Origin of the sequence: Saccharospirillum sp. (assembly GCF_039982735.1) — a bacterium.
Taxonomy (GTDB): Bacteria; Pseudomonadota; Gammaproteobacteria; order Pseudomonadales; family Natronospirillaceae; genus Saccharospirillum.
In genome coordinates this window covers 349,492-364,393 of the sequence record NZ_JBDWXV010000011.1, presented here as the reverse complement: position 1 = coordinate 364,393, position 14,902 = coordinate 349,492, and the positions used below count along the sequence as shown (strand labels likewise).

Sequence of the window (14,902 nt, the reverse complement as noted above, 5' to 3'; positions counted from 1 at the left end):
AAAAGCTGGCTGTTTCCGGTATACTGCGCGCCCACAACGAAATGCGAACCCGATTCAGGTCCTCTATGCTCGATGCCAAAGCCCTCGCCCAGCTTCAATCTTTGAAAAGTGACATCAAGTCCACCACGCCCGAACCCCTGGTCATGCGCGGCACCATTAAGGGTACCGGTCGCAGTTTCGGCTTCGTGATCGCTGCCGACGCCACCGAGTATTTTCTGCCACCCGATGCCATGTCCAAAGTGTTCCCGGGCGATGAAGTCGAGTTCACTATTGAGGAAACTGCTGAAGGCAAGGTCAATGCCGATCTGGTCAACCTGGTGTCGTCGTCACTGACCGAGTTTATGGGCCGCTATGTCGTGCGCGGCAAAGCCCAGGGTGTTGAACCCGAAGTCATCGGGCATGCTAAATGGCTGTTCGTACCGCCTAAAAAGACCGCTGACGCCGCCAATGGCCAATGGGTTAAAGCCAAGGTAACCCGCCATCCGTGGGAAACTGGCAAAGCCCAGGCCGAAGTTGTCAATGTAATCGGCAGCGAAGAAGAGCCCGGCACCTGGCACGCCATTGCCATTGAAAAGCACCAGTTACACGGCGACTTCTCCGCCGAAGCCCTGGCTGCTGCAGACGCGCTCGATGAAAGCCTGATCGAAGCAGCCAGCGAAGGCCGAACCGACTTGCGCGACATTCCCTTTGTCACCATCGACAATGCCTCCACCAAAGACATGGACGATGCCCTCTATGCCGAGGAAACCGACGATGGCTGGCTATTGCGCGTCGCCATTGCCGATCCGGCAGCCTGGTTTACAACCGACTCACCGCTTGAATCCGAAGCCCGGCAACGCCTGACCACCACCTACCTGCCCGGCCGCCCGATCAGCATGCTGCCCGAACGCCTGGCCAACGAACTGTGTTCACTGACCCCCAATGCAGACCGTTTGGCACTGGTGTTTCACATCCACGTCGCCACTGACGGCAGCCTCAGCAAACTGGCCATCACCCCATCGGTGATACGCAGCAGTGCCAAGTTGAGCTATCAGGAAGTAAGCGAATGGCTCGATGGTGCTGCCCCAATACCAGCCGCCCACTGGCACCTGGAAACGCTCAGGCAATGCTGCACAGCCCTGTTTGACTGGCGCAAGAGCAACGCCCTGATCATGCAGGAACGACCCGACTACCGGGTGAAAGTCGATGAGCAATTGAATGTTACCGGCGTGGTGAAAGAAGAACGCAACACCGCTAACGGCCTCGTCGAAGAAAGCATGCTGGCGGTCAATCGCATTGCCGCAGCCTGGCTGGCCGAAGACAGCGCCCTGTTCATGACCCACGCCGGCTTTCGACCCGACCGCGAGGAAGAACTCAAGGGCTTGCTGCGCGAATTCGCCAAAGACGTCGCCGATACCGATGGCCATGACCCGGAAGGTTTCAAGTCTATTTTGCGCGCTGCACGCACGGTCGAAGACTTCCCATTGCTCAGCGTACTGCTAAAGCGGCTGGAGCGCGGAGCCTGGTCCAACACCACAGCGCCCCACTTTGGACTCGGTTTCGACCACTACACCACCGTGACCAGCCCGATCCGCAAATACACGGATCTCGCTCTGCACCGGCTGATCCACGCTAAACTGGCAGGCAAGCCTTTCGCTCTGCCCGCCGGGCTAACCGACGACCTCAACGAGCGTCTCGGCAACAGCCGCAAAGCCGCCAACGAAGTGGAAAACCGCCTGCGTCTGGACTGGCTGAGCCAGCAACCTGAACAGACCTGGCAGGCCACCGTTGTCCACATCAACTCGGGCGGCATCATCGCCCAACTTGACGACAACGGTGCTGCCGGCTTCATCGACCTGCGCGGCCAGAAGAAAAAACTGAGCTATGACCCGTTGCGCATGATGATGAAGGGTGAAAACAAGAGCTTTATGCTGAACCAGCCGCTGGCAGTGACCATCGCCAAAATAGAGGGTGATAAGCTGGAATTGAGTTTGGTGGAAGAAAGCCAGCTAGATCCAGGCCTCTCGAATTAACACCATTCGACCATTGCCGTCAGAAATTCATGGTTTTCGACCGCTGAGATATCCAAAGGAGTGCCAGGTGCGCCTGGCAACGGGGTAGTGACGACCACCGCGCCAGATTACACATTGGATTTCGGACTCAGACCAGCCACACTACTATTCACCTCATGAATACAGGGTATAAGGTACCATTACTTAACTTTTGCGGCGTTTTTCACTAAACTGCGCCTCGCTTATGCTCAGCCAGTCCCGGTTGCTGACGCGAGCGTCCGGTGTTTCAGGCAACCCGTTGCCCTGCCGGCTCAGCCGTGCCGCAACCCCTTCACTGTTGGAGAATTAACCGTGCTAGAAGCCTATCGTAAACATGTCGAAGAGCGCGCCGCTCTTGGCATTCCCGCCAAGCCGCTGACTGCCGACCAGGTAACCGCGCTGGTGGAGCTGCTGAAAAACCCGCCTGCAGGCGAAGAAGCCTTCATTAAAGATTTGATCGTCAACCGGGTACCGCCCGGCGTGGACGAAGCGGCCTATGTAAAAGCCGCCTTCCTGTCTGCTGTCGCCAAAGGCGAAGCCGAGTGCCCGCTGATTGACGCCGCAGAAGCCGTACAACTGCTCGGCACCATGCAGGGTGGCTACAACATCGAAACCCTGGTTGGCCTGCTGACCGACGACAAACTGGCTGAAGCCGCCGCCGAAGAGCTGAAACACACACTACTGGTGTTCGATGCCTTCCACGATGTCGACGAGCTGGCCAAAGCCGGTAACGCCGCTGCCAAGAGCGTCATGCAATCCTGGGCCGACGCCGAGTGGTTCCTGAATAAGCCCGACGTCCCTGAAAAACTGACCCTGACCGTGTTCAAAGTCACCGGTGAAACCAACACCGATGACCTGTCACCGGCCCAGGACGCCTGGTCGCGCCCGGATATCCCGCTGCACGCCCTGGCCATGTACAAAATGAGCCGCGATGGCCTGACACCCGACAAAGAAGGCGAGATTGGCCCAATTCAGCAAATTGAAAAGCTGAAAGAAAAAGGCCACTCCATTGCCCTGGTTGGCGATGTGGTAGGTACCGGCTCTTCACGTAAGTCGGCCACCAACTCCGTGCTGTGGCACACCGGTGAAGACATGCCGTTCGTGCCGAACAAGCGCACCGGTGGCTTCGTGCTCGGCAACAAGATCGCCCCCATCTTCTTCAACACCATGGAAGACTCCGGCGCTCTGCCAATTGAAGTTGACGTCAACGAACTGAACATGGGTGACGTTATCGACGTCTACCCTTTCGCTGGCAAAGTCGAGCGAGATGGCAACGTAATCGCCGAATTCGAACTGAACACCCAGGTGCTGCTCGATGAAGTACGCGCCGGTGGCCGTATTCCGTTGATCATCGGCCGTGGCCTGACCGACCGTGCCCGCGAAGCCCTGGGCCTGGAGCCCAGCACCGTCTTCCGTCGCCCTGGCGCCGTAGCCGACAGCAAAGCCGGTTACACCTTGGCCCAGAAGATGGTCGGCAAGGCCTGTGGTTTGGAAGGCGTTCGCCCGAACCAGTATTGCGAACCGAAAATGACCACCGTTGGCTCACAGGACACCACCGGTCCGATGACCCGTGACGAACTGAAAGACCTGGCTTGCCTGGGCTTTTCAACCGACCTGGTGATGCAATCTTTCTGCCACACTGCCGCTTACCCCAAGCCGGTAGACATCGAAACCCAACACAGCCTGCCCGACTTCATCAAGAACCGGGGCGGTGTGTCTCTGCGCCCGGGCGATGGCATCATCCACTCTTGGCTGAACCGCATGCTGCTGCCCGATACCGTGGGTACCGGTGGCGACTCCCACACCCGCTTCCCGATGGGCATCTCCTTCCCGGCCGGTTCCGGCCTGGTGGCCTTTGCCGCAGCCACTGGCGTTATGCCGCTGGACATGCCTGAATCGGTTCTGGTTCGCTTCAAAGGCAAGCGTCAGCCTGGCATCACCCTGCGTGACCTGGTTCATGCGATTCCTTACGCAGCCATCAAGGAAGGCCACCTGACCGTTGAGAAGAAAGGCAAGAAGAACGTCTTCTCCGGCCGGATTCTGGAAATTGAAGGCCTGGAAGAGCTGACCGTTGAGCAAGCATTTGAGCTTTCAGACGCCTCTGCAGAACGCTCTGCCGCCGGTTGCACCATTACTCTGGGTGAAGACTCGGTCGCCGAATACCTGCGCTCGAACGTCGTCATGCTACGCTGGATGATCTCCAACGGTTACGGCGATGCCCGTACCCTGGAGCGCCGCGCCAAGGCCATGGAAGAGTGGCTGGCCAGCCCGAACCTGATGCGTGCCGACAAAGATGCCGAGTACCACACCGTCATCGAAATCGACATGGATGAGATCAAAGAGCCGATCCTGTGTGCCCCGAACGATCCGGACGATGCTCGCACGCTGTCTGACGTGGCAGGCGAAAAGATCGACGAAGTGTTTATCGGTTCGTGCATGACCAACATTGGTCACTTCCGCGCCGCCGGCAAGCTGCTCGACGCCCATAACGCCCCGATTGCCACTCGTCTGTGGGTCTCCCCGCCGACGAAGATGGACCAGGCGCAGTTGATGGAAGAAGGCTACTACAACATCTTCGGCCGTGCCGGTGCCCGCACCGAAATGCCGGGTTGTTCACTGTGCATGGGTAACCAGGCACGGGTAGCGGCCAAGTCGACCGTAGTATCCACCTCAACGCGGAACTTCCCGAACCGCCTGGGCGACGGTGCCAATGTGTACCTGGCCTCTGCCGAACTGGCCGCCATTGCCGCCCTGAACGGCAAGCTGCCAACACCGGCCGAGTACCTGGAAATCGCCAACAAGATCGACAGCATGTCAGCGGATATCTACCGCTACCTGAACTTCGACAAGATGGAAGATTTCATCAAGGCTGCCGATTCGGTGATTGCTACTTCAGCGGCTTAATTGGCCGACTGAAACGAAAAAACCCGCCTAGGCGGGTTTTTTTATGGGTAAGACTCAGAGAGCTAATTCTGGCACTGGCCATACAGTCCTCTCACCCGCACCGGGGGAGAGAGCTAGAGAGAGGGGGGACGGCAAAGCCGTCTCATTACTGCTTACCAGTAATCCCCGCAGCCAAAATCTCAAACTGTTGACTCAAAAAATCCTCAGTCGTTTTTAACTGCGCCACGATCTGGTCATTAAACAAGAACTTCGCTTTCAGGCGTTGCTCCTGTGCTTCCAAACGGGCATCCAGCCGATCACGGTCTTCCTGAATTCCTTCCATATCCCGCTCCAGGGCTTTCTCGCGACCGGTAATCAAGCCACTGCTATCCAGGAAGCTTTTCATGGTTTTCTCTAACCGGGCAAAAATACCTTCGATCAGCGACACACTGCCACGTTCTCCGGTGCCAGAGCCTTCAACTCGCAGTACGAGGCCAGCGGCCGGGTCTTTGTTGCCCACAGCGTCTTTACCCTGAACAGCCTGAGTTGAAGTGGTAAACCCAAACACATCAATCGCACCCGCATCAATTTCAGACACACGAACAGTCGATTCAGCGCCCTTGCTGACTGAGAAAATACCAAAAGTAGCGGTATCCGGATCATACTGAACATCAACGGCTTTGTTGTTCCCGGCCAGAGTCGCATCCGCGTTGATGGCCCGCTTCAATTCCGCGGCCAGAGCATTACCGGTGGTATAAACACCGTTGTTTAAGGTAATCGCGCCCGATTCCCGACCATCGATAACCACCTTAAGTGAGTCATTGCTGCCATCGATAGTCACCGGGCTGGTGAAATCTGCACCGGTACCACCCAGCAGATAACCATTGGTAGCGCCTTCATTGCCTTCGCGGGCTGTCAGTAACTGGCCCCGCCCGGTTGCTTCAACGCCATTAATCGTACCTTTAACATCCTGACCCCGGGCTGGTTCTGACTCACTACCATCGTTCAATGAAAAGCCCAGTTGTGCCGCTGCAGTCAAATTCACAGCATCGAACTGGACCTGGGTATCATTGCCAAAGCTGACTACAAAACGACCATTACCGTCCTCGTTTTGTTCGTAGCTCACGGCCGCCTGGCTATCAAACCCCTGGTAATTACCCAGAGCCAAACCGAAGCTATCGGCGCCATTGATCAGCGGGCCCTGATCGGCCAGCCCCAGTGAGGTCGCGCCAGCCGTTTGAGAAAGCTCGACCATGGCACTGGCGCCATAGGTGGCCAGTGTCGGTTCACCATTTTTAGACAGGGTTTCAAAGTAAAGCTGGCCGCTGTCGTCAAGCCGGGCTTTAACATCGCCGGCCTGAAACTCACCGCCACCGCCTGCCTGCGATAAACCGGTATCAAGCGCCTGCTGAATCACGGCCAGGTTCGAGGCACCGTCGTTTGTGCCTGTGGTGCCATCACCATCGACAGTCACGTCGATATCGACGCCATCAACCGTGAGTCGGAAACTGGCCGGGGCAGCACTGAAGTCAACACCTGTCGACAGATCCACACTGCCTGCGGCCGTTGTCGCACCCATGCCGTCTTTGGTGATGGCCAGGTTTTGAGCCGAACCTGTCGCATTCGTGGTCAGCACCAGGCCATTGCTATCCAATGACGCCGTGATGACGCCCGCACCCAGGGTATCGTCAATGGCTTTCTGGATATTACCGAGCGTACTGCCTTCTGTTTCCGCATTCACGTCAACGGTATAGTCCGTACCATTCAGGTTGAACTGAAACTGCGAAGGGTCACTGGCAAAATCTACATTGGAACCGAGAACTCGGCTGCCCTTGGTCGTCTCGGCACCGGCAGCACCCGCCGACACATTGCCATCAGCATTTAATTGGTCCTGAATCGCTTGTGCCAGCGCTTCGCCCGTTTCATAAGTACCCGCCGGTACCGCGATTACCCCGCTAGTGACTGACGACTGCCGATTGCTGTAACTGATCGAAAACTCAGCGTCGCTCGCCAGGGTCATACCGCTGCTGCTCACCCCAGCCTGCAAGCCAAGCGGGTCGGTACCCGAGGCGGTAATGTTACTGACACCAATGGTCTGCGCGCCAGTATCCGGTTCGGTACGAAACACCAACCGGTCGGCACTGTTAAATTCGGCGCGCACATAGCCGGTGAAACCCGCGTTGTTCAGTTCAGACTGTACATAAGCCAGCACATCATCCCGGTCGCGTTCAGTCGTGACTTCACCACTGGTGTTAAGCACATCGCCCCAGTCTTCATCGAGCGTAATGGTGGCCGACGCGGGGCCGACCGTGCCGGTAACCGCAAGGTCAAAACTGACCGTGTTAGCACTGAAATCAATACCCTGGTCGGCCGATATGGCCTGGGTACCCGGTAATGTAGCCGCCGCGAAACTGGCGTCATTCAAACCACTGAAATTCTGACCGGCAACCTGGCCGGTACCTGCAGGTGCCAGGCCCAGGGTGCTCGCCAGCGTTGGGTCTACCGAAGAAATATTAACGGTTGAGGCCGATCCAAAGCGGGATGAGGTAATCGCCAGGCTTTGATTGGCGGCATCGAAATTGACGGTGGCCGACTGGCCCGAGTCAACAAAGGCGGTGTTGATCGCCGACTGCAACATCAGCGAGAGCTCGTCACCGTTGCTGTAACTGCCCTGCTCCAGTGTTACCGTACGCTGCGTACCGTTCAGCTGCAGGTTGAATTCGTCGTTACTGCCCCCGATGACCACATCGCTGCCAAAACCCAGCGCGTCAGAGCTGAGCCCTTGCCATTTGGCCTGAGTAGCGGCTTTTTCGATGAACACATCGTATTGCCCTGGCTTGGTATCACCGCTTTGAGTGACATACCGTATCTGGCTGTCAGAGACCTCTTGCTGACGGGCCAGCAGCCCCGCCATAGCATCGGCATTGGCATTTAGCGCGGTTTCAAACTTGCTACGGTTGAACTGGAACTGAAAGTTCTGTGTTTGGTCGGTTTCGAGCCCCACATCCGCCAGGCTGCGGAAATTGGCACCAGTCAGGTTTTCAACAATAGAGTTCAATCCGTTACGCAACTGGCTATAGGTACTGCGCAACGTGGAGTCACCCAGCAACAGCCCCCCCTGATTGGTATCGGGGTCGAATTTATTGACTTCATCGTAAACGAACTTGAATTCGTTAAAGGCCTCGACGAAGGCCTCCATCTTATCCGCCACCTCACCGGTGTTACGGTTTACGTTGAGGTTGATGCTGCCCGTGGTTTCCTGGTTCACATTAATCGTCACACCGCGAATCACTTCACTGACCTGATTGCTGGCTGAGGTGATTTCCAGGCCATTAACCCGCAACAACGCATCTTCACCGCGCTGGGTTTCTCGCAGATTGCTGTCGGGGTCGTTCTGGGCGGCATTGTAAGCCAGTGACTGAATACCCGCATCGCCCGTGGCGACAATCTCCATGCTCGATTTCTCGCCGGTTTTATCACTCGACATCAGCAAGCGGTAACCCGAACCATCAAACACCAGGCTCGCCGTCACACCTTCAACGTTCTTGTTGATGGTATCGCGCAAGCCAGAGAGGGTGTTGTTTTCAGAGGTAATATCGATGCTGAACGAGGCCAGATCGGCGTTTTTATCGAATCCGGCATAGTCACCGGTGACATCGTCGTATGAAGTAGTACCGAAATTGAACGTCAACGTGCCGGTACCAACCGTGTCACTCACAGAAGTGTAGGCTTTACTGGCCAAGGTATGGGCACTGGCGACCTGATCAACCGCTACGCGGTAGTTGCCAGGTTCAGCGGTAGAATTAGTGGTGGCGGTGAGGGCAGATTCATCACTGCTGGTAGCCGTGGTGCCCCGAATGAGGTTATTGCTGGCAAGTGAGGTAGCCGCACTCTGCACCTTATCGAGCGCACTGCGAACTTCGCCATAGGCGGTGATTTTGGCTTCGACTTCGGCTTCTTTGCGATCGAGACGCAGTTCAGTCGGTGCGCGTTCAGCCTCAATGATGCTCTCGACCAGCTCACTGGTCAGCAAGCCCGATCCGATACCAAGAGACTCAATACTCGCCATGATTCACCCACTCGTTCAAATGTTCAGAACCTGTAAACAGAAAAACAGGATACTCAAGGTATCGGCCAAAATCGCCAACCCTTGATACCCTGTTTGTAAATTACTGTTATTGACAGCCGTGAGTTAGGAGCGGCGAGCTGAGAGTTTGGAGCTATGAGTCAACGTTGTTAACTCAAAATTAATAGCTCGCAGCTAACCGCTTTCCCTTCAAACCTGCGCCGAAAACAACAATAACGGCTCTTCTTCATTCAATTTCTGGGCCAACGATACGGCTTCTTCATTGGGGATTTGCCGAATCAACTCATCAGTCTGCTTGTCGTACACCCGAATGATGGTTAACCCTGCGTCTTCGTCCAACTGGAAGTTCAGCTTTCGCTCCGTGTTTTGAACATAATCGTTCAGCGTTGCCACGGCCTGCTCTAACTCCTCAGCGCCTGAAGCTCTGGCCGGTCTTTGCCCTGCCATATCTTCCTGTGCTTTGGTGTAGAGGCCGACAGACGACAAAGCGTTATTGCCCCCTGCCTGTTTCACAACCTCTGCCGGTAACCTGTTGCCGCCTTCCTGCTGCGGCTTTGCCGTTACCGAACGGCTTTCAGGTGTGGAAGGCCGAGCATTCAGTGCCGCGTTATAGCCACTAAAATCACTCATCTTTAAACCTCCGGTCACACTCAGTTAATCAGAGTGGGCCGACTCCCTTCTGGTGCCTTACTCCGGTTAGGAGGGGAACCAGGGTCGGAAGCCGACCCGGCTACCGGATTAACCCAGCAGTGACAACACCTGCTGCGGCCGCTGGTTGGCCTGGGCCAGAATCGAAATACCAGCCTGCTGCAGTACCTGAGTCCGAGACAGTTCGGCAGTTTCTGCCGCGAAGTCTGCATCCCGGATCCGGGAGTTTGCTGCTGTCAGGTTTTCAGCCGTGATGGCCAAGTTGCTGACGGTTGACTCGAAGCGGTTCTGCAGGGCACCAAGCTCGGCACGCTGGCTAGCTACGGTTTCCAGCGCGTTGTCGATTGCGGTGATTGCAGCCTGGGCACCTTCGAAGGTCGAAATGTCGACATCTTTCAGGAACTGGCCGTCTTCACCTCCGCCGTATGAGCCGGTGCGGAAACCGAGCGCCTCAACTTCGTCAGAGCCTTTTGAACCGACACCGATATTTATTTCTGTAGCTGATTCCAGTTTAACTGTACCGTAAGTGGTTTCGTAGGTTTGCGCTTCAATACCTGATATATCCGCCAAGCCGGTCGCTACTGTACCACTAGCAGCCGCCAAACCAGTTCCAGCGGTCCCACCACCATCAATATCATCAGTAATAGCCGAAATCGTTAACTGACTACCCTCGGCTGTGGAGGTGCTAGTGATATCAATTGCATTTGTGTCTGCATTCCAAACAGCAGTAAACCCAACATTTGAAGAAGCACCTTGAATTGCTGCGGCTAAAGCATCAGCATCAGCATAGTTACCAGTCAATGCGATTACATCGTTAGCACCAGTATCATCAGTAATAGTCAGGCTGAACGTTTCCGTACCACCTCCACTATAGTCATAAGCTCCAGCGTTTACACCTGAGATAGAAACCACTGAACCAACTGGCCCCGCGCCCTGAGACGTAGCCACTTCACCAAACTTAGCTTCACCTATCCCATCAACAGATGCATCCAGACCAAACAAGGCACCTATACTACTACCGCCAGCACCAGTGTTTGTTTCAGAGTTATTGTTAATGGCAACCGACACGTTCCGACCATCTGCACCTGTCAGTGTGAGAGAAACACCATTGTCAACGGCAGTCACACCAGTCTGGTCTGCTTTTGCATTGATCAAACTTAGAGCGTCGGCTTTAGCTTTGTCGGTGTCTATTTCTCCACTACCATCATTCTGAAGCGTTACAGTGCCCAAATTAACACCGTTAATGAACAGATCGGCACTGTCACCGATTGCATACTGGCTAACGTCCAAATTAGAACCATCACCACCTACAACCTCAGTAGCGTTGATAGCCGCCGTCACCCCGGTTTCGTCTGAAACATCATTAATAGAAGCAGCGATTGCGATGGCTGATAGTTCCTTGGAAGAGGACAAAATAGTTGAACCATCAGAGGCCACTGTTGCAGAGGCTCTATCGGCTGTTGTTTGAGCCGCGCCTATTGTTACGCCGTTTAAAGTAACATCACCATCATCCAAACCGTTGACGCCACTATAATCTGCTGAGATCGCAGTATTACCAGTGGAAAGAACCTCTTGGGCTTCACCGGCAGTAGGAGCTGTTCCAGCACCATCGCCAATATTCGCTAGGGTAACAGCTAGGTCTTTTCCATCTAGCGTTCTAAACTCGACATCACCAGCTACAAATACACCGTCGGCGTCACTACCCACAACATCAACATCAGCGGAGTTGCCGTCAACATCGACTGAAAAAGTTGAAGCGGTACCACCAACGAAGGCTACTTGAGCACCAGAGTAGTTTTTCATCGACAAGTCGACTTCGCCATCCGCATTTAAGCTGGCGGAAACGCTTAACCCACCGGCAGAGAAGTCTGTCGAGTTAATATCGTCAACAAAACTTGCAGCAGTTGTGCCTGTCAAAACAACATCGACCCCACCTATGGACAACGCAGCTGCATCGGTGTCATCCAAGCTAAGGTTAGACAGGGTTGCGTCGATCTGCTCCCAGGCCTGAACATTTCCGGAGCCATCTATATCATTCAACCCCGCCGCCAGTTCGGCGACTGAACCTGTGCCACCGGAACCGGTTCCAGTAACGGTTGTAGAATACTGGTCAGTACCAATTGACGCCTGAATAGCCAGATTATTAGTGAATTGAATCGCAGTCCCATCAGTAGCGTCAACTGTTTGCGTAAACGTACCATCCAGTGCAAGCGACTGAGAGGGAGACACAAGAGACTGTGTTTCACCAACACTTGTCGCAACAGCTCGAGAGTAGTTACCTTTCACAAGGCCAGCGTTAGCAAGATCACCAATACCGGTACCATTACCACCAGAAATCTCTATTTCACGGGTGTCTCCTGTCGCTACGAGAGTGTAACCACCTTCATAGGTATCAGTTGCGGCAAGACCTGTCTGCGCGGAAGTCAAACTCCCCAAATCAATTTGTACGTTACGCCCGTCAGCAGCAACGAGTGTTACGCCTTCGGAATCTGAATCACCTGCAATGGCTGTCACACCTGTCTGTTCAGATACTGCGTTAATAGCTTGTGCGACACCCGCTCTAGTTTGAGCGGTGTCCGTCGAAACACTCAAATCGATAGCAACGCCATTAATGGTAATTTCACCGCTGGTGCTTGCAGCTGGAGCTGTCATTTCTGCGCCAGCAACTTCGTTCTCATTCACGAATGCCTTGACGCCAGTTTCTTCTGTGTAGCGATTGATCGTTTCTACTTTGGCAATTGCGGAGGCAGAAGCGTTTGAAGTTGAAGCCGTGTCATCACCTGCCTGCGAAGCACCGATGCTTACGCCATTGATGACCAAATCGCCATTACCAATAGCAGAGTCGGTACCGATAGCGCTCACACCTACTTGGTCTGAAGCACCGAGACGGCCAGCAGTCAGCTCACCAATCTGAACATCAACAGTCTGACCAGCATTAGCACCAATCTGGAAGGTACCGTTAAAGTTACCATCGAACAGGTTACGGCCGTTAAAGTTAGTCTCATCCGCTGTACGGGTAATCTCGGCAACCAGTGCACTGACTTCCTGCTGAAGGGCCACACGGTCTTCATCAGAGTTGGTGGCGTTAGCTGACTGAACCGCCAGTTCACGAACCCGCTGCAGGTTATCGGTCATTGAACCCAGAGCACCTTCTGCGGTTTGGGCCAGGGAGATACCGTCGCCTGCGTTCCGGATCGCCTGGTTCAGACCACGGGTCTGGGATTCGAATTTGGTGGAAATCGCGAGGCCGGCCGCATCGTCTTTGGCGCTGTTGATCCGCAGACCGGAAGACAAACGCTCAAGGGCGGTGCTGTTGGCACTCTGGGAGGTGTTCAAGTTGCGTTGGGCATTCAGCGACGCAATGTTGGTGTTAATAATCTGAGCCATGATCTCATCTCCTGCGTTGTTCCGGTCGCCGTATGGCGCAACCCGTCAACGATGTTCGTTGGTTTACAATGGAGTTAACGGCGGGAGAGGAGAAAGCTTTTATAGTATTTTGGAATAACAAGTACAGTTTTTAGTATTTAACCGCGAGCTGCGAGCGAAAGAAGATGATGCTGCGGCTATCCAGCAACGTTAGAGTTTTCCGACGTCTTTATATCGGCCTGCTTTGGCTCTGCTTCGGGCGGCATTGGGCTGTTGCACGAGGGTGTCGAGAATGGAGAGGCTTTCATTTTCGAACAGAGCACGATTTTCACGGATGACGGCTTGAACTTCGTTTAGCAGGGCTTCGGCGCGGGCTTTTGATAGGGTTTTCAGGGCTTCGACCAGCGCATCCTGCCAGGCCGGGAGTGTGACGGCTAGGCGGTCGGGCTGTTCAAGTATCGCCTGAAGCCGTGTCACCAGGATGTGTTGTGCCACCGATACCTCCGGGTTTTGAAGCCACAAGGGCCTGAGTTCGCCCCCGCATCAGAACTGAGCAAGGCTGGGAGTCACTGACAGAAGAGCATAACGGAACGACAAGACTCTATGCTAGCAGCTTGTGGATTTCGGCTTAGATAAAGTCGAACAGACTGAGCCGACTCGTCTGAGCAAAGCTCTGCTGCGCTGCCTGCAGAATGAAGCTCTCCATCTGTAACCGGCTGACAGCTTCGGCGAAGTCGAGATCTTCGATGCCGGATTTGATGTCTTTGGCCGCCAGTTTATTGTCGGCGTGCTGGTTCATCACGCTTTCGGAGGTGTTCATGCGGGCGCCGATTCGGGCACGCACCTGGGAGACGTTCTCGATGGTTTTGTCGAGGTTGTTCAGCGTTTGGCTGATGTTCTGGTCGTATACTTCGTCGAAACCGGTGCCCGGGGGGTAGTTCTCGAGCGTGAACAGGAACTTCTCAAACGTGGTAAGCACTCCCTGCTTGTTGCTGGATTCAATGATGAACTGATCGCCCGGGTTGGGGTTACCGGTGATGTTGACCGAGACGCCGCCCACCTGAATGGGCGAGCCAGGATTATAGGTCACGTTTTGCAACCCTTCGAGCACCCGGCCGTCGGATTTACGGCGTACCGTGAAGTTCTGCTCCGGTGGGTCAACGTCCAGGGGGTTTTCGAAGCTGATGACCGCATCTTCGGGGTAGAAGGCATCTAGCGCTTCCTGGTCAAGCGTTACACCCGCCGAGACAATACCGGGCGGGTTGCCGGTGTTTTGCGGGTTGGCGTAGCTGGTGAAACTGGTTTTGTCGGAAGGAATGTCCATAAAGACGTCTTTGCCCGAGTCACTGGAGGCCAGGGTAATGGTCTGGCTGACCTGAAGGAAGCGCACGCCTTCGTCGCCTTCGTATCCATAGCCGCCACCGGGGTTTTCAACAAAAGGCTGAGTGTTGCCTGAAAAGCCGGCGAACAGGTATTCGCCGCTGCCGTCCTTGCTGTTCATCAGGTCGTACATTTCCTCGACGCGCTCGCGGATCTCGGCGGCGATGGCTTGCCGGTCCGAACCGGTGAGTACGCCGGCGTTACCGGCTTTAACGGCCAGCTCGCGGATGCGGGCGACGCTGTCTTCCACAGCCCCCAAAACGCCCTCTTCCTGTTCAAGGCGGGCATCGAGTAGAGTGATGTTGCGCTCGTACTGGTCCATAAGCGCGATTTCCTGGTTCAGCTGCAATACGCGGGATGCGCCCACCGGGTCGTCGGCCGGGGTTAATATGCGTTTGCCGGTGCTGATCTGCTCCTGGGTTTTGTTCAGGTTCGACTGCAACTGCAACATGTCGTTGACCGGCCGCTGATATATCCAGTAAGTAGACAGTCGATCACTCATGATTCA

At 55.1% G+C, this 14,902-nt stretch carries 7 protein-coding genes; 2 read left to right on the top strand and 5 right to left on the bottom strand.

What is annotated here, in order from left to right; genetic code table 11:
- The first annotated feature begins 65 nt into the window (after positions 1-65).
- Both ABJT94_RS09910 and acnB read left to right on the top strand, forming a co-directional pair.
- A complete protein-coding gene (locus ABJT94_RS09910) occupies positions 66-2,012 on the top strand; it encodes a VacB/RNase II family 3'-5' exoribonuclease (protein ID WP_348475493.1) in 1,947 nt (648 codons plus the stop codon).
- Positions 2,013-2,342: 330 nt separating this feature from the next.
- Complete coding sequence (gene acnB, locus ABJT94_RS09905; RefSeq protein WP_348475494.1) at positions 2,343-4,934, top strand: bifunctional aconitate hydratase 2/2-methylisocitrate dehydratase; 2,592 nt, start codon at positions 2,343-2,345, stop codon at positions 4,932-4,934.
- A 145-nt stretch (positions 4,935-5,079) separates the two neighbouring features.
- Here the strand turns inward: acnB and fliD are convergent, their stop codons facing one another.
- From fliD to flgL, 5 genes are all read right to left on the bottom strand, one after another.
- Positions 5,080-8,982 (bottom strand): flagellar filament capping protein FliD, encoded by a 3,903-nt coding sequence (gene fliD, locus ABJT94_RS09900; protein WP_348475495.1) that lies wholly within the window; start codon positions 8,980-8,982, stop codon positions 5,080-5,082.
- 207 nt (positions 8,983-9,189) lie between these two features.
- Positions 9,190-9,630: a flagellar protein FlaG gene (locus ABJT94_RS09895; protein WP_348475496.1), complete on the bottom strand. Its 441-nt coding sequence runs from the start codon at positions 9,628-9,630 to the stop codon at positions 9,190-9,192.
- A 108-nt stretch (positions 9,631-9,738) separates the two neighbouring features.
- Positions 9,739-13,035 (bottom strand): flagellin, encoded by a 3,297-nt coding sequence (locus tag ABJT94_RS09890; RefSeq protein WP_348475497.1) that lies wholly within the window; start codon positions 13,033-13,035, stop codon positions 9,739-9,741.
- A 189-nt stretch (positions 13,036-13,224) separates the two neighbouring features.
- A complete protein-coding gene (locus tag ABJT94_RS09885; RefSeq protein WP_348475498.1) occupies positions 13,225-13,509 on the bottom strand; it encodes a hypothetical protein in 285 nt (94 codons plus the stop codon).
- Between the two features lie 133 nt (positions 13,510-13,642).
- Positions 13,643-14,896, bottom strand: a complete 1,254-nt coding sequence (flgL, locus tag ABJT94_RS09880; RefSeq protein WP_348475499.1) for a flagellar hook-associated protein FlgL — start codon at positions 14,894-14,896, stop codon at positions 13,643-13,645.
- Positions 14,897-14,902 lie beyond the last annotated feature (6 nt).

Excerpts from the sequence above, each read along its gene's own strand:
- ABJT94_RS09910 (WP_348475493.1), top strand. The coding sequence starts at position 66 with ATGCTCGATGCCAAAGCCCTCGCCCAGCTTCAATCTTTGAAAAGTGAC.
- fliD (WP_348475495.1), bottom strand. The coding sequence starts at position 8,982 with ATGGCGAGTATTGAGTCTCTTGGTATCGGATCGGGCTTGCTGACCAGT.
- ABJT94_RS09895 (WP_348475496.1), bottom strand. The coding sequence starts at position 9,630 with ATGAGTGATTTTAGTGGCTATAACGCGGCACTGAATGCTCGGCCTTCC.
- ABJT94_RS09890 (WP_348475497.1), bottom strand. The coding sequence starts at position 13,035 with ATGGCTCAGATTATTAACACCAACATTGCGTCGCTGAATGCCCAACGC.
- flgL (WP_348475499.1), bottom strand. The coding sequence starts at position 14,896 with ATGAGTGATCGACTGTCTACTTACTGGATATATCAGCGGCCGGTCAAC.